The sequence below is a fragment of the Enterococcus sp. AZ088 genome (assembly GCF_051714845.1).
Classification (GTDB): domain Bacteria; phylum Bacillota; class Bacilli; order Lactobacillales; family Enterococcaceae; genus Enterococcus; species Enterococcus faecalis.
In genome coordinates this window covers 31,838-57,410 of the sequence record NZ_JBIOSQ010000001.1, presented here as the reverse complement: position 1 = coordinate 57,410, position 25,573 = coordinate 31,838, and the positions used below count along the sequence as shown (strand labels likewise).

At 39.0% G+C, this 25,573-nt stretch carries 24 protein-coding genes and 1 other annotated feature; of the genes, 5 read left to right on the top strand and 19 right to left on the bottom strand.

The genetic code is table 11. The features are described 5' to 3' along the window. Positions 1-188 precede the first annotated feature (188 nt). From purR to IGL17_RS00175, 17 genes are all read right to left on the bottom strand, one after another. Complete coding sequence (gene purR, locus IGL17_RS00255) at positions 189-1,010, bottom strand: pur operon repressor (RefSeq protein ID WP_002381336.1); 822 nt, start codon at positions 1,008-1,010, stop codon at positions 189-191. Positions 1,011-1,153: 143 nt separating this feature from the next. Continuing rightward, the gene (locus IGL17_RS00250) at positions 1,154-1,993 is read right to left on the bottom strand and encodes a metal ABC transporter permease (protein ID WP_002383493.1); all 840 of its coding nucleotides are present in this window, start codon (positions 1,991-1,993) and stop codon (positions 1,154-1,156) included. A 161-nt stretch (positions 1,994-2,154) separates the two neighbouring features. Then, positions 2,155-2,847: a metal ABC transporter ATP-binding protein gene (locus IGL17_RS00245; RefSeq protein WP_002356064.1), complete on the bottom strand. Its 693-nt coding sequence runs from the start codon at positions 2,845-2,847 to the stop codon at positions 2,155-2,157. Between the two features lie 25 nt (positions 2,848-2,872). Next, entirely contained in the window at positions 2,873-3,826 is a 954-nt protein-coding gene (locus tag IGL17_RS00240) for a metal ABC transporter substrate-binding protein (RefSeq protein ID WP_002367576.1), read from the bottom strand. 163 nt (positions 3,827-3,989) lie between these two features. Further along, positions 3,990-4,841 carry a 4-(cytidine 5'-diphospho)-2-C-methyl-D-erythritol kinase gene (ispE, locus tag IGL17_RS00235; RefSeq protein WP_002356061.1) on the bottom strand — a complete coding sequence of 284 codons (852 nt, stop codon included), beginning with the start codon at positions 4,839-4,841 and terminating at the stop codon, positions 3,990-3,992. Between the two features lie 180 nt (positions 4,842-5,021). Further along, positions 5,022-5,324 carry a Veg family protein gene (locus IGL17_RS00230; RefSeq protein WP_016618501.1) on the bottom strand — a complete coding sequence of 101 codons (303 nt, stop codon included), beginning with the start codon at positions 5,322-5,324 and terminating at the stop codon, positions 5,022-5,024. Positions 5,325-5,381: 57 nt separating this feature from the next. Then, a complete protein-coding gene (locus IGL17_RS00225; RefSeq protein WP_002356059.1) occupies positions 5,382-5,948 on the bottom strand; it encodes a sigma-70 family RNA polymerase sigma factor in 567 nt (188 codons plus the stop codon). 85 nt (positions 5,949-6,033) lie between these two features. Beyond that, positions 6,034-6,564, bottom strand: coding sequence for an NYN domain-containing protein (locus tag IGL17_RS00220; RefSeq protein WP_002356058.1), 531 nt, complete (start codon positions 6,562-6,564; stop codon positions 6,034-6,036). 14 nt (positions 6,565-6,578) lie between these two features. After that, on the bottom strand, positions 6,579-7,436 hold the full coding sequence (gene rlmB / locus IGL17_RS00215; RefSeq protein ID WP_002378685.1) for a 23S rRNA (guanosine(2251)-2'-O)-methyltransferase RlmB: 858 nt from the start codon (positions 7,434-7,436) through the stop codon (positions 6,579-6,581). Continuing rightward, positions 7,426-7,824, bottom strand: coding sequence for a Mini-ribonuclease 3 (locus IGL17_RS00210; protein ID WP_002356056.1), 399 nt, complete (start codon positions 7,822-7,824; stop codon positions 7,426-7,428). Before IGL17_RS00210 ends, rlmB begins: the two co-directional genes overlap by 11 nt. Continuing rightward, the gene (gene cysS, locus IGL17_RS00205) at positions 7,821-9,233 is read right to left on the bottom strand and encodes a cysteine--tRNA ligase (protein ID WP_025193379.1); all 1,413 of its coding nucleotides are present in this window, start codon (positions 9,231-9,233) and stop codon (positions 7,821-7,823) included. Before cysS ends, IGL17_RS00210 begins: the two co-directional genes overlap by 4 nt. Beyond that, positions 9,226-9,765 (bottom strand): serine O-acetyltransferase EpsC, encoded by a 540-nt coding sequence (epsC, locus tag IGL17_RS00200; RefSeq protein WP_002356054.1) that lies wholly within the window; start codon positions 9,763-9,765, stop codon positions 9,226-9,228. The genes cysS and epsC overlap by 8 nt, the downstream gene beginning before the upstream one ends. A gap of 64 nt (positions 9,766-9,829) precedes the next feature. After that, positions 9,830-10,036, bottom strand: a binding site (T-box leader). Continuing rightward, positions 10,035-11,492: a glutamate--tRNA ligase gene (gene gltX, locus IGL17_RS00195; protein ID WP_010709111.1), complete on the bottom strand. Its 1,458-nt coding sequence runs from the start codon at positions 11,490-11,492 to the stop codon at positions 10,035-10,037. It overlaps the preceding feature by 2 nt. A gap of 52 nt (positions 11,493-11,544) precedes the next feature. Then, the gene (gene ispF, locus IGL17_RS00190) at positions 11,545-12,018 is read right to left on the bottom strand and encodes a 2-C-methyl-D-erythritol 2,4-cyclodiphosphate synthase (RefSeq protein WP_002356052.1); all 474 of its coding nucleotides are present in this window, start codon (positions 12,016-12,018) and stop codon (positions 11,545-11,547) included. Positions 12,019-12,036: 18 nt separating this feature from the next. Further along, positions 12,037-13,182, bottom strand: a complete 1,146-nt coding sequence (locus IGL17_RS00185; protein WP_002368622.1) for a PIN/TRAM domain-containing protein — start codon at positions 13,180-13,182, stop codon at positions 12,037-12,039. A 100-nt stretch (positions 13,183-13,282) separates the two neighbouring features. Next, positions 13,283-14,653: a DNA repair protein RadA gene (gene radA, locus IGL17_RS00180; RefSeq protein ID WP_002356050.1), complete on the bottom strand. Its 1,371-nt coding sequence runs from the start codon at positions 14,651-14,653 to the stop codon at positions 13,283-13,285. Positions 14,654-14,731: 78 nt separating this feature from the next. Beyond that, positions 14,732-15,217 (bottom strand): dUTP diphosphatase, encoded by a 486-nt coding sequence (locus IGL17_RS00175; RefSeq protein ID WP_002361472.1) that lies wholly within the window; start codon positions 15,215-15,217, stop codon positions 14,732-14,734. A 319-nt stretch (positions 15,218-15,536) separates the two neighbouring features. Here IGL17_RS00175 and proB point away from each other — a divergent pair, with 319 nt between their 5' ends. Together proB and IGL17_RS00165 are read left to right on the top strand one after the other, a co-directional pair. Further along, positions 15,537-16,352 carry a glutamate 5-kinase gene (proB, locus tag IGL17_RS00170; RefSeq protein WP_002389550.1) on the top strand — a complete coding sequence of 272 codons (816 nt, stop codon included), beginning with the start codon at positions 15,537-15,539 and terminating at the stop codon, positions 16,350-16,352. Continuing rightward, positions 16,339-17,592 (top strand): glutamate-5-semialdehyde dehydrogenase, encoded by a 1,254-nt coding sequence (locus tag IGL17_RS00165; protein WP_025186428.1) that lies wholly within the window; start codon positions 16,339-16,341, stop codon positions 17,590-17,592. The genes proB and IGL17_RS00165 overlap by 14 nt, the downstream gene beginning before the upstream one ends. A 91-nt stretch (positions 17,593-17,683) precedes the next feature. Here the strand turns inward: IGL17_RS00165 and IGL17_RS00160 are convergent, their stop codons facing one another. Continuing rightward, positions 17,684-18,631, bottom strand: a complete 948-nt coding sequence (locus tag IGL17_RS00160) for a helix-turn-helix transcriptional regulator (RefSeq protein WP_002389777.1) — start codon at positions 18,629-18,631, stop codon at positions 17,684-17,686. 64 nt (positions 18,632-18,695) lie between these two features. Between IGL17_RS00160 and IGL17_RS00155 the strand changes: the two genes are divergently transcribed. From IGL17_RS00155 to IGL17_RS00145, 3 genes are all read left to right on the top strand, one after another. Further along, positions 18,696-19,163, top strand: a complete 468-nt coding sequence (locus tag IGL17_RS00155; RefSeq protein WP_002408153.1) for a VOC family protein — start codon at positions 18,696-18,698, stop codon at positions 19,161-19,163. A gap of 7 nt (positions 19,164-19,170) precedes the next feature. After that, positions 19,171-19,680, top strand: coding sequence for a ClbS/DfsB family four-helix bundle protein (locus tag IGL17_RS00150; protein ID WP_002356044.1), 510 nt, complete (start codon positions 19,171-19,173; stop codon positions 19,678-19,680). Positions 19,681-20,224: 544 nt separating this feature from the next. Continuing rightward, on the top strand, positions 20,225-22,840 hold the full coding sequence (locus IGL17_RS00145; protein WP_016618497.1) for a YfhO family protein: 2,616 nt from the start codon (positions 20,225-20,227) through the stop codon (positions 22,838-22,840). Positions 22,841-22,877: 37 nt separating this feature from the next. Here IGL17_RS00145 and mprF read toward each other — a convergent pair whose 3' ends face one another. Continuing rightward, complete coding sequence (gene mprF, locus IGL17_RS00140) at positions 22,878-25,469, bottom strand: bifunctional lysylphosphatidylglycerol flippase/synthetase MprF (protein ID WP_002407592.1); 2,592 nt, start codon at positions 25,467-25,469, stop codon at positions 22,878-22,880. Between the last annotated feature and the right edge of the window lie 104 nt (positions 25,470-25,573).

Here is a 25,573-nt window from a genome sequence, read left to right as displayed (position 1 = left end):
AATTGTTTGATTTTCTTCTAAATCGTCCTCATTATACCTTTTCTAGTTTATCTTACTCTTTTGTCTTTTTCAACAAAATAAGGCATTTAAAAGGTAGACCAATTTATTTTCTCATCTTTTTTTAAAGGAATAAAACAGAAAAAAAGAACCTGAAAATGGAATGGACCATTTTCAGGTTCTTTTTTAAATTATTTCTCTGTGAAATAGTTTCCTGGGACTACGCTAATCGTTTTTGTTTGTGTATCCACATCTTCCACATATAATAGCGAAGTGTAGTCATCGATTGCACGACGACCATTGAATTTTGACTCAGCAAAAACGGTAATGCCCACAAGTTCTGCTTCAAATTCTTCAATCATACTCTTCATACCATTGACGGTGCCGCCGCCTTTCATGAAGTCATCCACGACTAAAACTTTTGATCCGCGTTTTAAGCTGCGTTTTGAAAGTTCCATTTTTTCGATACGTTCTGAAGACCCTGATACATAGTTCACGCTCACCGTTGAACCTTCAGTAATCTTAGAATCGCGACGAACAATCACAAACGGAACATTTAAGTAATAAGACACAGCTTGCGCAATTGGCACTCCTTTAGTCGCAACGGTCATTACCGCATCAATTTGTTTGCCTAAATATTTAGAAGCAATAATCCGGCCCACTTGTCTTAATAAATTCGGTTCCCCAAGTAAATCTGAAAGATAAACATAACCCCCAGGTAATAAGCGATCTTGTTCTGACAAACGATCACACAAATCCATAATCAACTGCTCCGCTTCCTCATAAGGAATTTCAGGGATAAAGCGGACACCGCCTGCAGCGCCTGGAATCGTTTCTAAAATACCTGTTCCACGTTCTTTAAATGTTTTTTTAACAATTGCTAAATCTTCACTAATGGAAGACTTGGCAGATTGGTATCGGTCAGCAAAATATGTCAAAGAAACCAATGTATGGGGATGATCTAAAAGATATTGGGTCATATCGATTAATCGTTCACTTCTCCGAATTTTCAAATTCGTCACTCCTTTTCATTCTATCGTTCCTTATTATAAGGGGTTTAACCGAAAAATTCGAGGATTTTTTTCAAATAACTGAAAATAGTTCGCCATTTCTTTTAAAAAAAAGAAATAAAGGAGAAAAACTTTCGTTTTTCTCCTTAGTTTCTTTGCATTTTTTGTTTTCGTTGGACCATGACAACCACTCGGCGATAAATATTGACTAATAAGAATAAACCAATAAAAATTAGGGTAATACTTGCACTCGGTGGTGTTTCCAAATAATACGAGCTAGTCAACCCTGTTAGCATGCCAATCAAGCCCATAAACACACTGATGATAATCACCGTGTTGAAGCCTTTACCAATTCGCATACCTATTGCAGCTGGTAAGACCATAATTGCTGAAATTAACAAGGCTCCCGCGATCGGAATCATCACAGCAATCGCCACGCCAGTAATTACATTAAAAAGCATCGACATCCAATGAATAGGTAGCCCATCAACATGAGCAGTATCTTCATCAAATGTTAAAACATACATTGGACGTTTAAATAACATAAACAATAGAACTAAAACTACGAATAAAATTGCCAACATAACCACTTGATCCCACGTAATCGTGACGATGGAACCAAATAAATACGATTGAATACTAGCAGCTGAATTGCCTCCTGTTAAATTCATCAAAACTAACGCCAAAGCCAAACCGCCTGACATTAAAATAGCAATCGAAATTTCTGAATAGGTGCTATAAATCATTCGTAAATATTCTAGAATGATTGCAGCCACAATCACGACAATTAAGGTCATTAAATTAGGATTCCAATTAAAAAAGAAGCCTAGTGCCACACCGGCTAATGACACATGTGAAAGGGTATCTGCCATTAAAGATTGTCGGCGAATAACTAGAAAGACGCCGAGCATTGGGGCAATCACTGAGATAAACAGTGCTGCTAAAAAGGCCTTTTGCATAAATGCATAAGAAAGCATTTCTGCCATACGATTCACTCCTTACCGCTAAAATGAACACTACCATTGTAGCGACGTTTAAGCGAATTAATTTTTTAATTCCTGCTTATTTTTTAAATTTTTCCAACATTTCTTTAAGCCGTTCCTTGGCTTTCGTTATGATCGAGCCAGATAACGTTTTATTGGAAACTTTACGTATACGATTCTTCACTCATATGGAAACAACGCCATTTCGAATCTTCTTTGCGGACAAGACGAATTTGACGATCCACATAGGTTTTGATATCTTCATGATCATGTGTAATCATCAAAATAGCTTTTCCATGTTCATGCGCACTGTGTTGCAACAATTGATAAAATTCGTTTCGCGATTGTTCATCCATACCTGTTGTTGGCTCATCTAAAATAAACAAATCTGGATCGGTCGCAAACACTCGTGCTAAACTAATTCGTTGCTTTTGCCCGCCAGAAAGCTCGCCAATTCGTTTGTGGCGCATTTCCCACATGTCCACTGATTTCAAAGCTTTTTCCACATGAAGATGATCTTTTTTCGTCAACGGTTTGAACCAACGATTTCTGGGAAAGCGACCTGAACGTACTAATTCAATGACGGTGCTAGGAAAGCCCGCATTGAAAGAAGCGACTTGTTGTGGAATGTAGCCAATGCTGATTTTTTCACCAGCACTATTTTTTTTAGCGACCGTAATTTTGCCACTTGTTGGTTTTAATAACCCTAAGGTACTTTTGATCAGCGTTGACTTGGCAGCGCCATTTTCTCCTGTTAAAATAACGAATTCCCCTGGATCAACATAATAAGAAACATCTTCTAAAACAGGTTCATCATCATAATAGAAGGTTAAATTTTCGACTTCAATATAATGCATAAGTTGGCTCCTTTCTGTTGCCAGATTAATGAATGCTTTTTTGTAAAGCAGCGAGGTTTTCTTTCATGACAGACACGTAGTTCTCGCCTGCTTCTTGTTCTTTTTGAGTTAAACTCTCTAAAGGATTCAATACAGCTAATTCGACGCCTGTCTCGTCTGCCAATGTTTTGGCTACTTTTGTAGAAGCCGATGCTTCAAAATAGATCACAGAAACATTGTTTGTTTTAATATATTTTTTTAATTCGGCTAAACGACTTGGCGAAGGTTCTTGGTCTGGAGAAATCCCAGCAATCGGTTCTTGGGTCAAGCCATATTGTTTCGCCAAATAGCCAAATGCAGCATGTTGCGTCACAAAGGTCCGATTTTTAGCGCCTGCAAACGCAGCTTGGTATTCCTTATCTAGCGCAGTCAATTTTTCCAAATAAGCAGCGGTATTTTTTTCAAATACGGCTTTTTTCTCAGGATATTTTTTGATAAGCGCATCCCGAATCGCTGTCACTTCTTTTTGCGCTAACACGGGATCTAACCAGACATGCGGATCCAGTTCGTGGGAATGGTTATGGCCTTCATGACCTTCTTCGCCAGATTCTTCCTCTTCTGTTCCTTGCATCAATTGAATGGATTGACTGGCTTCCACGATTGAAACTTTTTTCGTGTCCAAGTTTTCAATAACATTCGGAACCCAAGTTTCTAGCTCTTTACTATTATAAACAAAGACATCCGCATCAGTAATTTTCGCTAAGTCTTTTGCGCTTGGTTCATAATCGTGTGGTTCCGTTCCAGCTGGAATCAACAGCTCAACCTCTCCCTCATCACCAACGACTTGTTTTGCGAAGTCGTACATCGGATAAAAAGTAGTCATTACCGTGAGCTCTTTCTTCTCTTTTGGCGATTGTGTGGTTTGCCCACAGCTAGCTAAAAGAAAAGCACTGATTGCTAAAGTAACGCCGATTATCAAACGGCGGTAGATTTTCGTCATGTTCTGTCCTCTTTTCGATTTACCTATTATAAACCGTAATATTTACGATTTGCCAGGAATAATGTACCAAATGGATCACGGGACGTCAAGGAATAAATTTAAAAAAACAACAGAGCGTGGGACAAAAATCACTTTGGTTTTTTGCTCCACGCTCTGTTGTTTTTTATTTCAATGTCCGAACCAAATAAACTTCTTCGCAAAAGCCTTTAAGTCCATTATAAATCCGTTGTGCTCGTGTTTTCTTTTCACATAAAGCAAAGACTGTCGGTCCACTGCCGCTCATCAACGCTGCATCAGCGCCGTACTTCAGCATGCGATCCTTGATTTGTTGCACGATCGGATGTCTGGCAATCGTGACACTTTCCAACGCATTGCCAACCGTTTGGGTCATCCCAGTATAATCACCATTTTCGATGGCTATTCTTAGTCCAGCAATATCTGGATGGTGCAATTCATCTACCGCTAAATCATTAAAAACGGTACTAGTGGATACACTAATTCTCGGTTTAACTAACACAATCCAACATTGAGGCATGGTCGGTAATGCTTCAATTTTCTCCCCACGTCCGTTTGCAAAGGCTGTTCCGCCCCTTAAACAATAAGGAACATCCATACCAATTTGGCTGCCAATTTCACAGAGTTCGTCCATCGTCAACCCCAGATTCCACAGTTTGTTCAAGCCTCGTAATGCTGCGGCACAGTCACTGCTCCCCCCTGCTAAACCAGCTGCCACGGGGATACGTTTTTCAATATATATTTTAATTCCTTTATGAATATTATAGGTACGCTTTAATAAGTCAACTGCTTGATAGACATGATTCCGTCGATCCACGGGTAAAAAAGAGCTGTCCGTTTCAATACGAATGATGTCTTCTTCTAGATTTTCAAAAGTTAAATGATCGGCTAAATCTACACTTGCAAAAATAGATTCAACTTCATGATAGCCATCCACACGTTTATGCAGAACATCTAACCCAAGATTAATTTTCGCAGGAGCTCGTTCGATTATTTCCATCGGTTCCCTGATTCACCTTCCTTAATCTTTTGTCTACCAACATTTTAATCTTTTAGATTCTATCATATGTCCATGAAGAAGTACACCGAAGATTGCTCTTTCTCTGACGACAGATGGTTGAAATTAAAAAGAGCTTAGGAACGAAGGGCTCTTCCTTCACTCCTAAGCGGACTTTCTAAATTATACGGCTTGACCGATGAATTCGATTTCAACGGTGCGTGTTAAAACATCTGAATAGCTATAAGATACACGTTCAAATGAGTTCTCGTCTGGATCCAAGTCAACAACAAAAACAGATGGATAAGTCTCCGTTAAGATTCCTTTACGTTCTGTTTGGCGCTTTCTTCCAGTCTGAGCAACTAACATAATTTCACTGCCGATACGGCCTTCCAAATCTTTCTTAATTGACGATAACGTTGTTGGCATTGCATTCACCTCAAGAAACATTATACCACTTTTTTTAAAAAATTTCAAGTTTATCATACTAGAAGTCTGTTTGCAACTACTTTTGCTCGACAAACCGGCTGTTTTGTCGAATTTTTATTCATTTTCTAATGTATATTTCATTTTTGCTTTGGCACGATCATAGGCACTTCGGACAGCTGAAAAAGTTCCCCCACGCACTTTAGCGATTTCTTCTAACGTGTAGCCTTTTAAGTATGCGTTTAAAATTTGTTGTTCCAACGAGGAAAGACGTGTCGGAAAAGCTGCCAATTTTTCTTGAATCATTAATTGCCCTAATGGGTCGGTAGCCGCTGTCCCTAAATAGTCCACTAACTCTTCACCAGCGCTTTCTAATCGTTGTTCCAGAGAAATAGACAAGGTATCTGTTCGCCGCTTATAGGCGCATTGATGGCGAATTAAGCTATGTACGTGATTTTCAAAATTTCGTTTAAAAAACTTTCCTAATGACGCTTGTTTTTCTGAATCAAATCGTTCTAACGTCCGAAAGAAGACAATTCGCCCTTCTTGAAGCCAGTCTTCAGTATCATAATCTTTTAAATAGTATTTTTTCATGCACTTATAAATCACTGGCTGATATTGCCCATATAAGGCTTGAAATTGTTCTTGGTCTCCTGCTAATGCTTGTTGAATCTGTTCTAACATAAAAAGCCCTCCTTTTCGATAAACGTATCGAATGATTTAGGAGAGCATAGCATGTTAGAAATTTATGACTTAAGCGAACATTTGTTTAATCTTTTTTTTGAGACAATTCTTCTAGCTTCTCAGAAAGTTTTGATAACTGCTCCACGTTCCATGGAGAATTTCGACGAAATTGCTGGAAATGGATATCCGTTGCATGAATGGCAATCGTCTTTTCTGTTTTCTGGACAGCTTTGTAAAGTTCATTGGCCGAAGTCCGCAATGCACCTTGTGAAAAGACCACCCATTGTTCAGCCAAATCACTCGTTGCGACTGTTACTTGCGTTAAACGATCATTTTTTTCACCAGCTAGACGTTCAATATAACTATCTGCTGTTTCATCTTCTTTGGTGAAAACCACGGTCAAAAGGTACTTTTTGTACGTTTGCTGAATGCCTGGGACTAATTGGGCATCAAAGACCACAATGATTTCCAACCCTTCATATTTGGCGTAATTGGACAGACGACTAAGAAGCAGTTCACGCGCATCCTCTAAACGCTCTTGCTTTTTCAACTGGACCAATTCTGGCCAAGCACCAATCATGTTATAGCCATCAACGATTAACAATTGTTTTTTCATACAATCGCCTGCTTCTATAATGGGTTGCGGCCACGATAGACTTCATACATTAGCAAGCCTGCAGCCACACCAGCGTTTAAGCTTTGAACGTGTCCAGTCATTGGAATCGTTAATAATTCATCCACTTCTTTATGAAGACCTTGACTCATGCCACGACCTTCATTTCCGATGATTAAGGCAATTGCGCCTTGTGTATTCCAGCGACGATAATCCGTCCCAGACATATCTGTACCAAAAATCCAAAATTGATTCTCTTTTAGCGTTGCAATACTTTGCGCTAGATTCGTTACACGAGCCACTGGAATATGTTCCACGGCCCCTGTTGACGCTTTGGTTACGGTTGGTGTAATTCCCACTGCGCGATGTTTCGGAATGATAATACCGTCCACGCCTGTCGCATCAGCTGTTCGCAAAATTGAGCCAAAGTTATGTGGGTCCTCTAGACTGTCTAAAATTAGGAAAAATGGTGTTGCTGTCTTTTCTTTTGTTTGTTCCAATAATTCTTCTAAAGTTAAATATTGATACGCCGTGATTGCTAAAACCATGCCTTGATGCACGCCGTGATCACTCATCGTATCTAATTTTGCTTTAGGCACCCATTTGACTGGAACAGCCTGCTCTTTCGCTGCTTGTTTTAATTGCTCAATTTTCTCGCCACGAGCATCTTCTTGTAAAAACAATTTATTCCCGCGTCCTTGCTGCAACGCCTCAACAGTGGCATGGAAACCAAAGACAAAGTTATCTGCTAGCTCTTCTGAGGTTCCATCAGCACCTGCTGTCGCTGGTCGTGGGTTCCGTTCTTTTGAACGCTTATCTGAACGTTCTGGACGTTTCTTACCTTTTTTAAAAGGACGAGATTTTTCATTTTTCATTGGTTTCACCTACTTTCTTGATACACCAGTTAATTAATTCTTCTAAACGTTCTTTTTGTTGTGTCAAATGTAAATAACCCATCAAGGATTCGAAACCGGTCGCTACCCGATAGGTCGTCACATCAGCATTTTTGGCAAAGGTGTGACTTTTAGCATTCCGACCGCGTTTGTACATCACTTCTTCTTCCTCCGTTAGCATTTCTCCCGCTAACATCGCTTGCATTAAGCTTGCTTGGGCTTTTGCTGACACGTAGTGTGTCGCCATGCGATGCAAAACATTCGGTTTCGTTTGTCCCAAGGAAACTAAATAATCACGAATGTAAATTTCATAAATCGCATCGCCAACATAGGCCAAAGCTAAACCGTTTAATTGTTTGTAATCTCTCATTCACTTCTTCTCCATCTCGTTCCTTGCGGAGTATCTTCTAAAACAATGCCTTGTTCTTTTAATAAATCGCGGATTTCATCACTTCGGGCAAAATCACGGTCTTTCCGTGCTTGGTTCCGTTCTTCAATTAACGCATCGACTTGTGCATCCACTAATTCTTCGTTTTTAAAGAATAAACCAAAAATAGCTAACCAGCCATTGAAAAGCTTATCCATCGCCACTAGAACTGGTTCCGAAACTGTCGCTTGTTCACTGTACTGATTCATCATCTTCGCTAATTCATAAACGACCGTAATCCCGTTAGCTGCATTGAAATCATCGTCCATTTCCGTAATAAAACGTTGTTCTAATTCGTTTAATTGAGCCAAATAGTGTTCATCCTCTGGCAAACTTGCGACCGCATCTGCTTGTCTAAAACGTAAATTTTCAAACGCATTTTTCAATTTTTGATAATTGGCTGCTGCCTCTTTTAGAGTGCTTTCGCTATAACGAATCGGGCGACGATACTGGGTGGTGGACATAAAGAAACGTAAAATTTGCGGATCCACTTTTTGAATCATTTCATGAACAGTAATGAAGTTACCTAGGGATTTGCTCATTTTTTCATCATCTTCACCAATTGTGACATAGCCGTTATGCATCCAGTAATTGGCAAAGGTATGACCTGTTTTGGCTTCGCTCTGTGCAATTTCATTCTCATGATGTGGAAATTCTAAATCTTGTCCACCGCCATGAATATCAATCGTCTCTCCCAAGTGTTTTGTCGCCATGACAGAGCATTCAATATGCCAGCCGGGACGTCCTTTACCCCAAGGAGAATCCCAAGAAATTTCATCTTCTTTGGCACTTTTCCAAAGAGCAAAATCCAATGGGTCTTCTTTTAATTGTTGTTCAACGCCAGTTCGTTGACTTGCCCCCACTTCTAATTCATCAATCGATTGATGGCTTAATTTACCATAATTAGGGAATTTACGGGTGCGATAATACACATCACCTGCGACCTCATAAGCAAAACCTTTTTCAATTAAAACGTCGATAAAAGTTAAGATATCAGGCATGTGGTCCATCACCCGGGGATGTAGCGTTGCTGGCTGGACATTCAACGCTTGCGTGTCTTCTTCAAAGGCTTTGATAAAACGCTCCGCCACTTCCGGCGCAGTAATTTTCAATTCTTTAGCTGCCTTGATAATTTTATCATCGACATCTGTAAAATTCGAGACATAATTCACTTCATACCCACGATATTCAAAATAACGACGAATTGTATCAAAGGCGATCGCACTGCGCGCATTACCGATATGGATATAGTTATACACGGTTGGTCCGCAGACATACATCCGAACTTTATGCGCCTCAATTGGCGTAAATACTTCTTTTTCTCTGGTCAATGTATTATAAATTTTAATCATGCCCTTTTTCCACCTTTCTTCCATTTAGACGAACGACTTTCGCAGGAACACCCACAGCTGTAGCATCTGCTGGGATGTCTGAAATAACAACAGCACCCGCCCCAATTTTTGAACGTTCACCAATCACAACTGGCCCTAAAATTTGAGCTCGTGCCGAAATCATCGCTCCTTTTTTCACTGTTGGATGGCGTTTACCCGTATCACGACCGGTCCCACCTAACGTCACTCCGTGAAACAAAACAACATCTTCTTCTATTTCCGCGGTTTCCCCAATCACAATGCCCATGCCGTGATCGATAAAAACCCCCGCTCCAATTGTGGCTCCGGGATGAATTTCTACGCCCGTTATGAAACGCCAAAATTGTGCATGAATCTTCGCCAACAAAAACAACTGATGCCTATATAAGAAATGAGACAAGCGATGCCAAAACAGGGCGTGCAAGCCAGGATACGTTAAAAGAACTTCTAGTGTGGTCCGCGCTGCAGGATCGTTTCTTTTAACAGCTGCGACGCTACGTTTCAACCAACTCATAGGGTGAACTCCTTTCTACTATACAAAAATAAAAAACGTCTTTTAAGCAACAAAAAAACGTTGCTTAAAAGACGCCCATGCGTGGTTCCACTTTTCTTCACAAGAACTAGCTCTTGCCTCGATACAGTTAACGCCTGCCGACGTCTTCGGTTACTTTTTTCACCAAAGCCACTCATAGATGCATTTCGACAAAAGATGCTCGCTGTTCTCACCACCCACAGCGTCTCTGAAATCCATCTGCTTGTCTACTTCTTCTATTCTTTGTGTTTTTATAACACTTTATTTAAATGATCTAATGCTTTTTCTTTGCCTAATAATTCGATGGTTTCGCCTAATTCAGGACCATGCATTTGTCCAGAAACAGCAATTCGAATTGGCATAAACAAGTTTTTGCCTTTAACGCCGGTTTCTTTTTGGACGGCTTTAATCGCTGCTTTAATACTTGGCACATCGAAAACGTCCAAGGCTTCTAATTGTTCTTTAAACGCCTGTAACACAGTTGGCACTGTTTCTCCTTGCAAGAATTCTTTCGCAGCATCATCTAAAACTGGATGTTCATTAAAGAACAAGTTTGATAGTTCCACAATTTCAGCTGCATAACTCATTTGTGGTTGATACAAGCTAACTAATTGTTTTAACCATTCGATTTTTTCAGGAGATGGATTTTCTTCAACACGACCGTCAGCGACTAAATAAGGAATACACATATCTGTTAGTTCACCTAAGTCCATTTGTTTCATGTATTGATTGTTAATCCATTCTAATTTTTTCGCATCAAAGGCCGCTGGTGACTTGCTTAAGCGTTGTTCATCAAACAATTTAATCAAGTCTTCTTGTGAGAAGATTTCTTCTTCGCCAACAGGAGACCATCCTAGTAAAGCAATAAAGTTGAACATGGCTTCTGGTAAGTAACCTAATTCACGGTATTGTTCAATAAATTGTAAAATTGTTTCATCACGTTTGCTCAATTTTTTGCCAGTTTCTGAATTAATGATTAAGGTCATATGGCCAAAGACAGGTGGTGTCCATTCAAACGCTTCGTAAATCATTAATTGTTTTGGTGTGTTAGCAATATGATCATCGCCACGTAAAACGTGAGAAATTTTCATTAAGTGATCATCTACTGCAACGGCAAAGTTATACGTTGGCATCCCATCGCGTTTTTGGATGACAAAATCGCCACCAATGTTATCTGACTCAAAAGTAATTTCACCTTTCACGATGTCATCAAATTTGTATTCTGTGTTACGTGGCACACGGAAGCGAATCACTGGTTCTAGACCAGCCGCTTCTTTGGCTGCTTGTTCAGAAGGTGTTAAATTCGCACAAGTGCCTGCGTAGTGAGGCATTTCCCCACGAGCTTGTTGTGCTTCACGTTCTGCTTCTAATTCTTCTGGCGTACAATAACACTTATACGCACGATTGCTACTTAATAATTGATCAATCAATGGTTGGTAAATTTCTTTACGTTCTGATTGACGATATGGACCATATTCTCCCGGATGAGCAGGTGATTCATCCCATTCCATCCCTAACCATGCTAAGTTTTCCAACTGACTTTTCTCGCCGTCTTCGATGTTCCGTTTTTGGTCGGTATCCTCGATACGAATGATAAATTCTCCGTCATTGTGGCGGGCAAATAAGTAGTTAAATAATGCTGTTCTTGCATTCCCAATGTGCAAGTGTCCAGTTGGACTTGGTGCATAACGCACACGAACTTTCGTCATGTTCATTCCTCTTTCCATTTTTTAAAAACAGACGGTTTAACGTCGTTTTCAGTTATTTTTCCAATAAAGCAACGGCAATTGCGCCGATTCCTTCTTTTTTACCAACAAAGCCCATCGCTTCCATGGTCGTTGCCTTAATGTTCACTTGTGTGACCGCTAAGTGGCAACTCGCGGCTAGATTCTTTTTCATCTCTGCCAAGTATGGGCTCATCTTTGGCTCTTCCGCTAAAATTGTACAATCAATATTGCCAATAGTAAAGCCCGACCGCCCAACTTTTTCATTTACTTTTTTTAATAAGTTTACAGAATTCGCATTTTTGAACTGCGGATCGGTTTCGGGGAACAGTTGTCCAATATCACCCAGACCAGCGGCACCAAGGATTGCATCAATAATTGCATGTGTTAAAACATCAGCATCTGAGTGACCTAACAGACCTTTTTCATAAGGAAGAGTAACCCCACCAATAATTAAAGGTCGTTGCGGAACTAATTGATGAACATCAAAACCTTGACCGATTCGAATCATACTAAGTCCTCACTTTGCTTAATTTTTATCGTTTTTAGGATGGTTATCCTTGCGATCATTAATTCCGCGACCCGCATGCGCCGGTTTGGCAAAAATCATACGCCCAGCTGCGGTTTGTAAAGCACTTGTGACGACCACTTCGATTTGCTCATTCATGTAATGCTGGCCATCTTCTACCACAACCATTGTGCCATCATCTAAGTAAGCGACCCCTTGTTGACGCTCTGTTCCGGCTTTTACAACCATCACATTCATCGTTTCACCTGGAATCACCACTGGTTTCACAGCATTAGCTAAAGCATTAATGTTTAAAACAGGCACATTTTGAAATTCAGAGACTTTATTTAAGTTGTAGTCATTGGTCACAACCACGCCATCTAATAATTTTGCTAATTTGATTAATTTACTGTCTACTTCAGAGATATCCTCGAAATCTCCGTCATACATCTCAACAGAGATACCTTCTTCTTTTTGTAAAGCATTTAAAATATCTAAGCCACGACGACCTCTCACCCGTTTTAAACTGTCTCCAGAATCAGCAATGTATTGTAATTCATATAAAACAAAGTTAGGGATGAGCAAAACACCTTCTAAAAAGCCTGTTTTAGCGATATCGTAGATTCTGCCATCAATGATGACACTGGTGTCTAAAATTTTGTATTTATGGAAGTTGTCTTCCACTTTACGTTCCAACATTTGTCCTTCGGTGTCTTCCGTATTTGCTTTCTTTTGGCGAGGTGTGAAAACTTTTTTCCACTCCTCAATCCGTGTTGTTCCCATTCGGAAACCTAAGTAACCCAGAATAATCATAACTAGAATTGGTAGTAAACTATTCACGACAGGAATTTGTAAGTTGTACATTGGAATGGAGATAATGACGCCAATTGTTAAACCAATGATGGCACCAATACTTCCAAATAATAAATAGGTTAAACTCATTTCATTTAAAGCTGCTTCGATTTTTTTGACAGCGGAAACAATATACTTTGCTAACCCTAAAGATAAAATAAAGAAAATAATTGCACCGATTAATCCGTTCGTAAAGTTATTGTTTAACCAACTGTTATTGCCTTGCTTAGCCATTTCCCAAGCCATTGGGAAAAGAGAAATTCCTAAACTTGCACCAGCAATGATCATCAGCAACGTGATGATTCGTTTTTGCATATAGCCATCCTCCTCGTTTATTTAATAAAGACGTCTAGCGTTGTGGGGCGTACAAAAATCATACGCCACCAACAACCTAAACGGATTATTTCTACTTTCATCATTTAAAAACTTTTCTTAACGTTTCACCAATTGTTGAAACGCCAATAATTTCAATCCCTTCAGGCGCTTCCCAGCCACCAAGGTTATTTTTAGGGACATAGACTTTTGTAAAGCCTAGTTTTTGCGCTTCACGCACTCGTTGTTCAATACTATTCACGCGGCGGATTTCACCAGTTAAACCAATCTCACCAATGAAACATTCCGAAGATGAGGTTCCTTTTTCTTTATAGCTAGAAGCAATACTGATTGCTAACGCTAAATCAATAGCTGGTTCATTAATTTTGACTCCACCAGCCGCTTTTAGATACGCATCCTGGTTTTGTAACAAAAGGCCTGCCCGTTTTTCTAAAACCGCCATGATTAAAGAAACGCGATTAAAGTCCAACCCGGTGGTCGTTCGCTTGGCATTGCCAAACATCGTTGGGGTAACTAACGCTTGGATTTCCACCAAAATAGGGCGTGAACCTTCCATTGCTACCACAATTGAAGATCCGGTGGCTCCTTCTAAACGTTCTTCTAAAAAGACCTGAGAAGGATTCATAACTTCAACCAATCCATGTGTCTGCATTTCAAAAATACCAATCTCATTCGTTGAGCCAAACCGATTTTTGACAGCCCGTAAAATTCTAAAGGTGTGATGCTTATCTCCTTCAAAATAAAGAACCGTATCTACCATATGTTCCAACATCCGTGGCCCTGCGATAGACCCTTCCTTCGTTACGTGTCCGACAATAAAAATGGCAATCCCATTCGTTTTTGCCAGTTTCAATAATTCGGCAGTTGTTTCTCGGACTTGACTGACACTACCAGCAACGCTGGTAACATCTGGCTGCGTCATTGTTTGAATCGAGTCAATAATGACATAGTCTGGTTCTAATTTTTCAATGGCTCGTGATATTTCGTGCATATCTGTTTCTGCGTATAAGTAAAATGTCTCGTTGACGGTGCCTAAACGCTCCGCTCGCAATTTAATTTGCTCAGCACTTTCTTCACCAGAAACATATAAAACCGTGCCACCTGTGGCTGCTAATTGTTGCGATACTTGTAAGAGCAATGTTGACTTACCTATTCCGGGATCGCCACCGATTAAAACTAACGAACCTGGAACAACGCCACCACCTAAAACCCGATTCAGCTCCACTAATTCAGTTTTTACACGAGGCTCTTTTTTAGGTACGACTTCAGATAGCCGTTGTGGTTGTGTCTTTTTACCAGTCAAACTTACTCTAGCACGACGATCAGAAGTATCTTGAATAACCTCTTCCACCATCGAATTCCATTGTCCACAATTAGGACAGCGGCCGAGATATTTTGGAGACACATACCCACAGCTTTGACATTCAAATTGAACTTTTGCTTTTTTTGCCATGTAGAATCTCCTTATCTGTTGTTTATTTTAACATTTATTAAATGGTTTGAATAACGTTGCCTACTGAAAAAATAGGCTTTATTTTTGTCCAGACGAACCAAAACCGCCCGTTCTTTCTGCCTCGACTTGGTCATCATCCGCTAATAAAAACGGTTTAAAAATCCCTTGGCCAATTCGTTCACCTTTCTCAATGACAACATCTTCATATCCAAAGTTTAAAAATTGGAACATGATATGTCCTTCGTTATTCTCGTTATTATAATAATCACTGTCAATGACTCCGACACCATTCGCTAAAAGTAGGAACCGTTTTAGCGGGTTCGAAGAACGACTCACCAATTCTAAATATTCAGAATCAGGCATATACGCCTTAATCCCTGTTTTAACTAAAATTGGTTTGGGATTTTCTCCAGCTTGTTGTAACTTCCAAAGACTTGGTACAACGACCGTTTCGGCTGCTTGAAAATCATACCCCGCGGCACCTTTTGTTGCTCGTTGTGGGACACTCAAGCCCTCTTCTTGATACTTAGAAATAATCTCAAAACCACGTTGTTTCATATTCATTCTCCCCTACTGTCTAAACTACTCCTATTTTACCATAATCTCTGATACTCTGGTTGTTTTTAGTAAGTTTCTCATTTCTAAAAGCCCAGTTAATCTAGACTACGCAAAAAAGAGGAGAATTTTTGTTTATTTTCCTTCTTTTAGTCTATCATCTTCTCTTAAAATAAACAGACCAAATCCCAAAAAGTCCCAAGATTCCCTCAAAAAGTTCACACTTTCATTAAACTTTCTTTACTATTCATTATTTAGCACTTTCTAGTAGCCGCTGATTTTGTTATAATGAGTGTCAAATTTTACTGTAAAAAGAAACGAGGCACTTATGAGAAACAAACTCCAACAGGCCAAACGAATTGTGATCAAAGTCGGAACCAGTTCTCTGATTTATCCCAATGGCAATATTAACTTAAAAGCAATTGATCAATTAGCCTTTACTTTGAGTGATTTAAGCAACCAAGGCAAAGAAATTATTTTAGTTTCTTCTGGCGCAATTGGTGTCGGACTGAATAAATTAAATCTATCTGTACGCCCAACGACAATTCCCGAACAACAGGCAGTCGCTGCAGTCGGCCAAGCAGAATTAATGAACATTTATAATCAGCGGTTTTCAACCTATAGCCAACAAATGGCACAAGTTTTATTAACACGTGATGTTATTGAATACCCTGAAAGTCGCAATAATGTTACCAATACTTTTGAACAACTGTTAAAAATGAATATTATTCCTATCGTCAATGAAAATGATACTGTCGCAATTGAAGAATTGGATCACTTAACCAAGTTCGGGGATAACGATCAATTGTCAGCCATTGTCTGCCAAATTGTTCAAGCTGACTTGTTAGTTATGTTATCAGATATTGATGGTTTCTTTTCAGATAACCCTACTGTCAACAAAGAAGCCACGTTATTTTCTGAAATCAATGAAATTAATGAAGACTTGTTCCAATTAGCCGGTGGTAAGGGGAGCCGCTTTGGCACTGGTGGGATGTCTAGTAAATTAAAAGCTGCTGAACGTGTGTTAGCTAATCAACAGGCGATGATTTTAGCAAACGGAAAGCAGCCAAAAATCATTTTTGAAATTTTAGAAGGAAAAGATATCGGTACGTTATTTATTAAAGGAGGGCATGAAAGTGACTGATTTAAAGCAACTAGGGCAACAAGCTAAAGAAGCCTCTTATACGCTAGGCTTGATGGATACTCGTCAAAAAAATACTTTGTTAAACAAAATGGCCGCAGCCATTGAAGCCAATGCGCCCCGCATTTTACAAGCAAACGCATTAGATTTAGAGCAAGCCGCTACCCACGGAATTTCTGAAACAATGCAAGACCGCTTACGTTTAACAGAAGAACGGATCACAGCGATGGCCGAGGGCATACGCCAAGTCGCTACTTTACCCGATCCAATTGGGGAAGTAGATAAAATGTGGCGCAATGAAGCGGGGCTGTTAATTGGGCAACAACGCGTGCCTTTAGGTGTTATTGGAATCATTTATGAATCGCGGCCGAACGTGACAACAGATGCCGCTAGCCTTTGTTTCAAATCAGGAAATGCTGTTATTCTTCGAGGCGGAAAAGAAGCGTTTCACTCCAATCAGATATTGGTGACAATTTTACAAGAAGCGCTAATACAACAAGCCGTTTCTCCCCATCTCATTCAATTTGTTGATGATACTTCTAGAGAAACAGCCCAACAACTTATGCGCTTAAATGACTACTTGGATGTCCTCATTCCGCGTGGCGGCGCCAACTTAATCAAAACTGTTTTGACAACAGCCACTGTTCCTGTTATTGAAACGGGCACGGGCAATTGTCATATTTATGTGGACAAAGACGCCCAGTTAACAATGGCAACTGAAATTATTGTCAATGCTAAATGTCAACGTCCTTCTGTCTGTAACGCCGCCGAAACGTTATTAATTCATCAAGAGGTGGCTGAAGCCTTTTTACCAACAATTGAAAAAGCCTTGAAGGAGTTTCACGTGGAACTTCGGGCAGATGAACGTGCGCTAGCAATTTTTGAAGAAGCCATTCCAGCGACTGAACAAGATTGGGAAACGGAATTTCTCGACTTTATCTTAGCAGTGAAAGTCGTTGATTCTTTAGACGAAGCCATCCAGCATATTAATCGCTACAATACAAAACATTCTGAAAGTATTATTAGTGATAATTACTTTGCCACACAACAATTTTTACAACAAGTGGATGCAGCCGCTGTTTATGCGAATGCTTCAACTCGTTTCACGGACGGTTTTGAATTTGGATTTGGCGCCGAAATCGGCATTAGTACGCAAAAATTACATGCCCGTGGACCTATGGGCTTAGCAGAGCTTACTTCGACAAAATATGTTATTTATGGAAATGGGCAAGCACGTTCTTAGAAAGAAAAACCCTTGATTTAAAGATCAAGGGTTTTTCTTTCTCTTCTCCAATGTGCATTTTTACACATGAGATTGTTCACAGTTCTACAATCTATTCTTGATATTTTTTTTGAATCCTCATTATACTTTCTACATATGCTTGTTTCACTTGGACTGGCTCTAAAATTGTCACTTCTTCACCAAAGCCCATAAAATAGTTGGCTAAAAATTGTGTTTCTGTTGGATGAATCTGTCCAACTAAAAAACACTGCGTGGGCGTTTCTTCCAACTGAATATTGTCAAAGCGATGTTTATAAAAAAATTCTTTGCCTTTTTCTGTAATGATTGCTTTAAATGGAATCGTACGTGCCGTCGTTTGTTGATGGCGATACGATTCTTTCAGTTCTTCAGTCGTAAAATCCAGTGTTTGGTTTAACTGCTGAATAGCCTCCATAAAATCACAGCGGTAAGTACGCCAAGCCTTTTTAGTCACATCATAGCCTGAACAATACCAATACCCTTCTAAAATAGTTAACCGGGTTGGTAAGATTTTTTTCGTTGTTGCTTCATATCTGGTATAGTTAAACTGAATTACTTGTTGCGCCAAAATACAATGAAACAGCTGCTCTAAATTGCCTGGTGCTTCTACTTGTTCAATTCCTTCGTAATAGACGACCTTACTCATTTGACTGATTTTAAATTGGGTTGGTTCATCTAAAGAATGCAATAATTTTTGCTTAATTTGCTGATAGGAATGACCAAACGGTGACTCTGCGACTAATTTCAGTAATTGTAACGAAAAAAAGATCGCTAACACTTCATTTTCGTTAAAATAAATCGGCGGCAACAACGGTTTGTTTAAAACTCGATAGCCACCATAACGACCATTCTCCACATATAGCGGCACGCCTAAATTTTCCAAAGCTTCAATATCCCGCAAAGCTGTGCTTTTAGAAATCCCAAAAGTTTTCATTAACTGATTTAAATTAAACTGAGGATGGGTTCTCAAGAAAAAAAGTTCCTGATTTAAACGTTCTGATTTTTTCATTTTTCCCTCCATCGGTGTCACTTTTTGACACCTTTTATTGTTATGCTTATCTTATCAATCTTAGGAGGTTCAAACAATGAAAAACACACAATTTGCCCTTTTTATGGTCTTAAATGGACGAGCAACGGAAGCCTTGACGTTTTACCAAGAAGCCTTTGCTGGTGATATTCTTTTTAAAATTACTAATCAAGAATTTAAAGAGCGCTTAAATCCTTCTTTGACCATTCCCGCTGGCGAAGAACACTGGCTTTCTCACTCGATTTTACAAATGGACACTTTTCAATTACAACTAGCTGATAATCCTTTGTTTGCAGGAATGAATACCACGCCCACAGAACAATTGACCCTCAGCTTAACCGTCGAGAGCCGTCACTCTGCCAAAACAATTTTTGAAAAACTCACGTGCCATCCCGAATCCTGTATTATCCAAGAACCAATTGAAAATGAATTTGCAACATTTTATGCGATTGTGAAAGATCCTTTTGGTTTAGTCACTCAAATTACTCATGAAAAACAAGCAGATCCTACCAAGAAAGGACGTTAGCCGAAGAATGCGAACCTATGAATCAAAAGAAGCCTTGATTGAGGCCATTCAAATAGCTTCACAAAAATATTTAGCTGAATTTGCAGAAATTCCTGAAACACTTAAAGATCACCGAATTGAAACAGTAGCTAAAACACCTTCAGAGAACTTAGCCTATCAATTAGGCTGGCTCAACTTGCTGCTTTCTTGGGAAGAACAAGAACAACGTGGTCTGACCGTTCAAACGCCAGCTGAAGGTTATAAATGGAATCAACTGGGTGCTCTCTATCAATCATTTTATCAAACCTATGGACAAATGAGTTTAGAAAGTCAGCTGATTGCGTTGCAAGACACCTTAGAAAAATTACTTCATTGGATTGACTCGCTTTCCGAAGACGAATTATTTTTACCTCAACAACGGGCTTGGGCGACCACCAAAGCACAATGGCCTCTTTGGAAATGGATTCACATTAATAGCGTTGCCCCTTTTACTAGTTTCCGAACGCAAATTCGCAAATGGAAAAAAGCTTGTCTTTAAAAAGTTATCCACATTTTTTCAAAAAAAGCTTGACAAGCATTTTTAAATTCTCCACAGAAAACTTTGTGGATGAAATTTCTTGTTTTTTCCAAAAAACTTTTCCACAATGCTTATTTGTTTGACATTAAATCTTTGTAAATTCTAGAAAAAAGAAGATGAAAACGTTGTTTTAATAACGTTTTCATCTTCTTTCAACTTTAGGGATTCCTTTACTTTTAGCAAGCAGGCCTTCTGAACTTGCGTCTATTTTTTTTAGCAACTCGAAAACTTATCCTTGTGGATAAACCGAGATAAAAAGCTTTTTTGTGGTTTTCAACAGAGTTATGCACAAAGTTATCCACAGGGTGTTTTCAGCAATTTTTCGGAGAATATTCGTTGTTTTAATCTGGTGATTTAGCATTTGAATGTCAATCTCTTACTACTAATTCTTCTTCACTCCACCCTTAGGATCCTAATAAAATTTTAAAGTTTTTCTTCTATTGGTACATCAAATAAAGAGTATGATAAACTATAGGTACTTTCGAAAAATCAGGTGAGGTTATTTATGAAAAATAAAAGTAGGCAGTTTTTAAAAAACAACTGGCCTTATATGTTAGCCAGTTTCTTCATTCCATTTTTAATTATGGCAATTATCTATTTGAGTATTGGGATTTATCCAGGAAGTAGTCGCAGTGTTTTAGCCAGCGATGCCTTTTCTCAATTTTCAAATTTTCACGCAAGCTTTAACAATGTTCTTCATGGAAAACAAAGTCTTTTCTATACGTGGAATGCTTCTTTGGGACTAAACTACTTGTCCTTAATTTCCTATTATCTTGGTGGCTTATTTACGCCGCTCGTCTTTTTCTTTAACAATCAAAACATGCCTGATGCGCTCTATTTCCTAACGTTATTGAAAATTGGGAGTGCTGGCTTGAGTTTTTGGTTCTTGGCAAAACAAACCTTTAAGATTCCTAAATGGTCCCATGTGACTTTAAGTGTGTCTTATGCGCTAATGTCCTTCATTGTGGCCCATTCAGAATTAATTATGTGGCTGGATGCCTTTATTTATCTGCCACTCGTAATTTTAGGAATTCATCGTTTAATGGACCAACGAAAACCGACATTATTGTTTGTCAGTTATTTCTTGCTTTTCATTACAAATTATTATTTTGGCTTTATGATTGGGTTGTTTTCCTTCCTGTACTATTTTGCACGAACGTTTACAGACTGGCAACGATATAAATCTCGAATCGTTGCGTATTTTACTACTTCTCTTTTAGCTGGTGGAGCATCTATGATTATGGTCTTACCTGCTGTCTTAGATTTACGAACCAATGGTGAAACTCTTTCTGAAATTACAACCTTTAAAACAGAAGCGACTGCCTTTTTAGATATTATTATGAAAAATATGATTGGCGTTTACGATACAACCAAATATGGGTCCATTCCTTTTATTTACATTGGGTTGTTGCCTTTGATTTTTTGTCTCTTCTATTTCGTTACGAAAGAAGTTCCATTGAAAAACAAACTACTTTTTGGCAGTTTGTTTGTCCTATTGATTGCTAGCTTTTACATCACGCCCTTAAATTTATTCTGGCACGGTATGCATGCGCCGAACATGTTTCTTTTCCGCTATAGTTTCCTCTTTTCATTCCTAGTTATTTTGCTTGCTGGTTATGGTTGGGAGAAATTTGAAAAGGATGATCTCGGCGTCTTAAGCGGCTTGATTTTGATTCTTTTAGCAATTTTTGCTCTTGCAATGGGCACAAAAGGTGCTACTAGTTATACGTTTGTGACTTTAACCTCTTTCGTATTAACGGCAACTTTTTTGCTATTATACTTTTTCGGGATTGCTTTTTATCAATTGAAAAAAGCGCCTATGCAATACTTAGTGATTTTGTTATTGCTACTCGTTTCTGGTGAAGCAATCATTAACACACGGGCGATGGTCACTGGTATTTTAGATGATTGGAACTACGCATCACGTAGTTTGTATTCTGAACCTTATCCTGACTTAAAAAATCTAGTCGATCAAACAAAAAAAGAAAATGATACTTTTTATCGCTTGGAAAATTTAAATGGTGTTTCGGCCAATGACGGCATTAACTATGGCTACAGTGGCATTAGCATGTTTTCTTCCGTACGGAACCGACATTCTTCAACATACCTAAACGCCTTAGGTTTCCGCTCGCGAGGCACGAATTTAAATATTCGTTACCAAAATAATACCTTGTTAATGGATGCTTTGATGGGCATTAAATACAATATTGCTGAAAATAATCCAATGAAATTCGGCTTTGAACGACAAGCTGCTGCTGGTAAATATCAGCTTTATCGTAACGAAAATGCTTTGCCGTTAGGATTTTTAGCAAACAAAGAGATTTACAATGTCCGGCAACCTCTCAATGATAATTTAGGTAGTCAAACAAATTTACTAAATGCTTTAGCCAATACTAATGAACGGTATTTTACCTTTTATCAACCAACGATGACTCTTCAAAATAACGTGACAATTACGCAAAATACAGCTGGCGTAACTTTTACGGAGAAACAACATAACGTAGCCAAAGAGATTTCTTATACAGTCAATGTGCCCGCCAATACGCAAGCTTATTTGAGTTTATTCCCAACGGATTTTGCTCAATTGGAAAGTTCCACTGCGACGGTCACCGTGAACGGCTCGAGTCAGCAATCACAAATTGGCATTACTGGCCAATATTATAATTTAGGCTACTATCCAAAAGATACAACCGTTAACTTCAAAGTAAGTTTTTATGGAACCAAAGCAGTAAGTTTTGTTCAGCCGCAAGTAGTTGGCTTAAATACCAATGCATTTGAAAAAGCCATTTCCGCCGTGCAAGAAAAAGGCGTTGATTTAACCACTGGCAAACGCTCTGCTTCAGGTACCTTTACCGCCGACAAAGATCAAGTACTCGTCACTACAATTCCTTATGACAAAGGTTGGCGTGTCAAAATTGATGGCAAAAAAGTTACCCCAAAAGCCTTTAAAGATGCCTTTCTAAGCGTTCCTGTCAGCGCTGGAACCCATACTATTCAGTTCTCTTATTTACCAGAAGGATTGATTCCTGGCATCGTGTTATTCGTTCTATGTACTGGTGGTTTCGTTGTCTACGTAACCTTGATTCCTGCTAGACGAAACCGTAAAAAAGAAGACAAATAAAAAAATCACGCGATGGCTAAGTCATCGCGTGATTTTTTTAAATTTCAGTCATTGCTTCTTCCACAAGCGAAACACTTTGATGTCTTCCTTTCGTAATCAACAAGGAAAGTTGCACAAAAGCAAAGAGTACACTGGTCCGCTTAGGATAAGCAAAATAACGTGGTTGCCAACTAGTGACATATTGTTCTTTGCGCTTGCGTGTATCTTGAAACGCATAAATTTGATAACTATACTTGTAAAAAATATTAACAAAGCGTTCTTTTAAGAAAGAGTACTTGCTCTCCCCTACGTTAGCCAACGGCGCCATCCCAATATCAATTAATTGATAGCCCTGCTGTTGATAGGTTTCAATAAAATGAGTGAACAAATATTCTCTAGTAAAAGCAGGTGCTTCTGAACGAATACGTAACAAATCATACGAAATACTTTTGCCTTTTTCCATTTCTTTTCCCGTAATAAAACCAATGACCGTTTGTTTCTGTCTCACCAAGCCCACGCTACTGCATTTCAAGTACTCGGGATCCAACCGTCCACCAATAAAGTAGCGCTCTTTTTGATTCCGTGACCAGTCCGCAGAAACTCGTTCTAACTCTTGATATAAGGCATCACTAATCGTTTCGGGATAAAATTCAAACTGAAAATCCGCTGCTTCTGCTGCTATTTTTTCAGTCACTGTTTCCGTCCAGGCTGTTTGATTCACTGTTGACGGCTCATCAAATTGAATCAAGCCTTCTTCCCCAACTTTCATAAATTCAAAGCCGCAATCGTGAAGATTCATAACATATTCTTCCGAAATACGATAAAAAACTAATTGATAGCCTAACAAATCAGCTTGATCCATAAACGCCAGTGTCGCCGCTGTCCATTTCTCTCGTTGCCCAATTGGATCCGCCAAGACAAAGCATTTATTAAACTTCATTTGAAACCCAAAAAGTACTTGATCTTCGCCTTCTTCTTGGTAATAAAAATGACCATAATCCTTTAAATACAAAAATTGACTGCCTTCGTTGCCACCAAATTTTTCCAAAAAGCGTGTCAACCGCGCTTCCTCAAACCCCTCACCTAAAGTAACAGTTGTTTCGGCTAAATATTGATACAAAAAGAATAAACCAATCAAGGAAATACTTAATCCAATCAATCCGTTAAACCAAACATCATCTGACGGGAACAACAAAAAGTGATTGATAACTTGATTGCCACCAGCTGGTCGTGCGGCGTAATAGCCAGCAACCGCATAACCGATAAACAAGCAGCCAAACAAAATACTATCTACCGTTAAAGCGCCCCATGAATAAACAAACTTTTCACGATAAAATTCTTTACGAGCCAAAATAACCGCCAATAAAATAACAGCATAAACAGTAATCAACTGCCACGAAGTCGTTCGTGCCACCGTATTTACAATACAAAATCCTAGTAAAATAATTGTAGGCCAATAAGCTTTTTTCACTTTCATAGAAATGCCTCGAGCTAAACCTAATAACAAGAATCCTACAAATAAATTCAATGTCTGATCTAAAAAATTAAAAGAAAAGGGAAGTAACACTTGGAATAAACGACTGACATTCGACAAATTCGTCACAGTCGACAATAGAACCATCATAATTCCTGCAAAATATAACGCCGCCACCAAAATAAAATGCGCCACTTTTTGTGAAAATAACCGAGGTAAATTATCAAAAAATTGATTAACTTTCATGCCTGCTTGTTGCAAGAACAAAATAACTCCTGTCATAAAAGGCGTCACATAATAAAACAAACGATAATACAACAACCAGACGACCGCTTGTGATCGATCAATCCCTAATTGTGATAAGCCCAAAATCATTAAGACATCAAACGTTCCCATACCACCAGGAACCATAGTTAACATCCCGATTAACGTAGCGATAACAAACATTGGGTAAACAGAAACCATCGAAACTGGCACCTGCATCAAGCGACCTATCATTAAGAAAGCAAACATCCCCCCTAGCCATTGACCTAATGAAGCGCCGAATAATAGGAGTACCGCTTTTGGAAAAAATGTTTTAAACAATGTTCGCCGTTTTAAATACGTGAAAAACCAGAGCGCTGGCGCAATCAGACTGCCCAATAATAACCAAACCCAATATTCACGAAAAACATTTTGGGTTCGAATAAAAAATAAATCAACAAACGCCACAAAAGATAAAATAGATAACCCTGAAATCAAGAACAGAGCAACTTTTGAGACCGTTGCTACAACCTTGCCCCGCGGTACATCTTTTCCGTAAAAATTAATCCGTAGCGTTGCACCAACCACGCCGCCAAAACCCGCTAAGTTATTAATGGTATTGGTGACCCAAGCCGAAGTTAACCAATCCATTCGTTTCATTGGTGGCTTACCTTCTTTTTCCAATAATTTAACGACTACATAGTCATAAAGGAGCATCGGAATAACCCCTAATAGTCCTGCCAAGACCATACCAATTAAACGCCCCGTACTTTGTTGTTCCATCGTGGAAAAAATATCCGCCCAGGTCATGCCTTGAGCGATATGTGTCACTTGGTTAGCCACGAAAACTAATACAGAACCAAGAAAAATTAGTTTCAATAATAAACTGTGTTCTTTCAACCACTGCGTTAGTTGGCTAATATTTTTTTTCATCTTATAGCCTCTTTCATATCTCTTTTCTATTCATTTAACTTTCGTTTTATCGATTTTCTTCCATGGTAGCCTATTTGCTGAAAATTTTCCAGCACGGCTAGACA

What these genes read in the sequence shown, in the direction of transcription:
- radA (WP_002356050.1), bottom strand. Translation starts at nt 14,653, where the DNA reads ATGGCAAAAAAAGCAAAAGTTCAATTTGAATGTCAAAGCTGTGGGTAT.
- IGL17_RS00165 (WP_025186428.1), top strand. Translation starts at nt 16,339, where the DNA reads ATGAAAGTGACTGATTTAAAGCAACTAGGGCAACAAGCTAAAGAAGCC.
- IGL17_RS00160 (WP_002389777.1), bottom strand. Translation starts at nt 18,631, where the DNA reads ATGGAGGGAAAAATGAAAAAATCAGAACGTTTAAATCAGGAACTTTTT.
- IGL17_RS00145 (WP_016618497.1), top strand. Translation starts at nt 20,225, where the DNA reads ATGAAAAATAAAAGTAGGCAGTTTTTAAAAAACAACTGGCCTTATATG.
- cysS (WP_025193379.1), bottom strand. Translation starts at nt 9,233, where the DNA reads ATGATTAAAATTTATAATACATTGACCAGAGAAAAAGAAGTATTTACG.
- ispF (WP_002356052.1), bottom strand. Translation starts at nt 12,018, where the DNA reads ATGATTCGAATCGGTCAAGGTTTTGATGTTCATCAATTAGTTCCGCAA.
- IGL17_RS00240 (WP_002367576.1), bottom strand. Translation starts at nt 3,826, where the DNA reads ATGACGAAAATCTACCGCCGTTTGATAATCGGCGTTACTTTAGCAATC.
- IGL17_RS00220 (WP_002356058.1), bottom strand. Translation starts at nt 6,564, where the DNA reads ATGAAAAAACAATTGTTAATCGTTGATGGCTATAACATGATTGGTGCT.
- IGL17_RS00250 (WP_002383493.1), bottom strand. Translation starts at nt 1,993, where the DNA reads ATGGCAGAAATGCTTTCTTATGCATTTATGCAAAAGGCCTTTTTAGCA.
- rlmB (WP_002378685.1), bottom strand. Translation starts at nt 7,436, where the DNA reads ATGAAAAATGAAAAATCTCGTCCTTTTAAAAAAGGTAAGAAACGTCCA.
- IGL17_RS00210 (WP_002356056.1), bottom strand. Translation starts at nt 7,824, where the DNA reads ATGAGAGATTACAAACAATTAAACGGTTTAGCTTTGGCCTATGTTGGC.
- IGL17_RS00245 (WP_002356064.1), bottom strand. Translation starts at nt 2,847, where the DNA reads ATGCATTATATTGAAGTCGAAAATTTAACCTTCTATTATGATGATGAA.
- IGL17_RS00175 (WP_002361472.1), bottom strand. Translation starts at nt 15,217, where the DNA reads ATGAATATGAAACAACGTGGTTTTGAGATTATTTCTAAGTATCAAGAA.
- IGL17_RS00225 (WP_002356059.1), bottom strand. Translation starts at nt 5,948, where the DNA reads ATGTTAGAACAGATTCAACAAGCATTAGCAGGAGACCAAGAACAATTT.
- ispE (WP_002356061.1), bottom strand. Translation starts at nt 4,841, where the DNA reads ATGGAAATAATCGAACGAGCTCCTGCGAAAATTAATCTTGGGTTAGAT.
- mprF (WP_002407592.1), bottom strand. Translation starts at nt 25,469, where the DNA reads ATGAAAAAAAATATTAGCCAACTAACGCAGTGGTTGAAAGAACACAGT.
- proB (WP_002389550.1), top strand. Translation starts at nt 15,537, where the DNA reads ATGAGAAACAAACTCCAACAGGCCAAACGAATTGTGATCAAAGTCGGA.
- gltX (WP_010709111.1), bottom strand. Translation starts at nt 11,492, where the DNA reads ATGACGAAAGTTCGTGTGCGTTATGCACCAAGTCCAACTGGACACTTG.
- epsC (WP_002356054.1), bottom strand. Translation starts at nt 9,765, where the DNA reads ATGAGTTGGTTGAAACGTAGCGTCGCAGCTGTTAAAAGAAACGATCCT.
- IGL17_RS00155 (WP_002408153.1), top strand. Translation starts at nt 18,696, where the DNA reads ATGAAAAACACACAATTTGCCCTTTTTATGGTCTTAAATGGACGAGCA.
- IGL17_RS00230 (WP_016618501.1), bottom strand. Translation starts at nt 5,324, where the DNA reads ATGATAAACTTGAAATTTTTTAAAAAAAGTGGTATAATGTTTCTTGAG.
- IGL17_RS00150 (WP_002356044.1), top strand. Translation starts at nt 19,171, where the DNA reads ATGCGAACCTATGAATCAAAAGAAGCCTTGATTGAGGCCATTCAAATA.
- IGL17_RS00185 (WP_002368622.1), bottom strand. Translation starts at nt 13,182, where the DNA reads ATGCAAAAACGAATCATCACGTTGCTGATGATCATTGCTGGTGCAAGT.